This is a genomic window from Pseudomonas sp. 05N434, from assembly GCF_056396965.1.
Map to the genome: position 1 here is coordinate 1 of NZ_JBFTMK010000891.1, position 1,185 is coordinate 1,185.

At 60.1% G+C, this 1,185-nt stretch carries 2 protein-coding genes; both read left to right on the top strand.

Features of this window, described 5'->3' with window-relative positions:
- Window positions 1-134, top strand: a 134-nt coding sequence (locus AC1DLB_RS30460) for a hypothetical protein (RefSeq protein WP_477786339.1), incomplete at its 5' end; no start/stop codon positions are given.
- Window positions 135-450: 316 nt separating this feature from the next.
- A partial coding sequence (locus tag AC1DLB_RS30465; RefSeq protein ID WP_477786338.1) for a branched-chain amino acid aminotransferase occupies window positions 451-1,185 on the top strand: 735 nt, incomplete at its 3' end.

Genomic DNA, 1,185 nt, shown 5'->3' on the forward strand with positions numbered 1-1,185 from the left:
GCGCGTTCGGTCAGAGCCTGGAAATGGGCGCGCGGCTGGAAGACATCGCTGGCACCATCCACGCGCATCCGACGCTCGGCGAGGCGGTGCAGGAAGCGGCGTTGCGTGCGTTGGGTCACGCGCTGCATTTGTAACCGCTCAACTGTGGCGAGGGAGCTTGCTCCCGCTGGGCTGCGAAGCGGCCCCAACCGCGTCACTGCGATTTGCCTGATACACCGCAGTGTTCGGTTTTACCAGTGCTGCGCACCGGAACGGGAGCAAGCTCCCTCGCCACAGGGTTTCGAATGATGAAAGATCGGCGACAAGTTTCATGAGCTGGCTAAGAAATCTGCCAATCACCCGATAGTCCGGGCTGCGATTTAGGCCCGGAATGAAGTATTGTTGTCCCCATCCAGAAAAATGTCAGAAGCCTTGAACCGTTTCGACGGTTGTTAAGTGATAGAGGGTGTCATGGGTAACGAAAGCATCAATTGGGACAAGCTGGGTTTTGACTACATCAAGACAGACAAGCGCTATCTGTCGCACTGGCGTAATGGCGAGTGGGACAAAGGCACCCTGACCGAAGACAACGTGCTGCACATCAGCGAAGGCTCGACTGCCCTTCACTATGGCCAGCAGTGCTTCGAAGGCCTGAAGGCCTACCGTTGCAAGGACGGTTCGATCAACCTGTTCCGCCCGGACCAGAACGCCGCCCGCATGCAACGCAGCTGCGCGCGCCTGCTGATGCCGCAAGTGTCCACCGAACAGTTCATCGAAGCGTGCAAGGACGTGGTCCGCGCCAACGAGCGTTTCATTCCGCCTTACGGCACCGGCGGCGCGCTGTACCTGCGTCCGTTCGTGATCGGCGTGGGTGACAACATCGGCGTGCGTACCGCACCCGAGTTCATCTTCTCGATCTTCTGCATCCCGGTCGGCGCCTACTTCAAGGGCGGCCTGACCCCACACAACTTCCAGATCTCCAGCTACGACCGTGCCGCTCCACAAGGCACCGGCGCGGCCAAGGTCGGTGGCAACTACGCCGCCAGCCTGATGCCAGGCTCCCAGGCCAAGAAGGCGCACTTCGCCGACGCCATCTACCTGGACCCGATGACCCACACCAAAATCGAAGAAGTCGGCTCGGCCAACTTCTTCGGGATCACCCACGACAACAAGTTCGTCACCCCGAATTCCCCTTCGGTGTTGCCG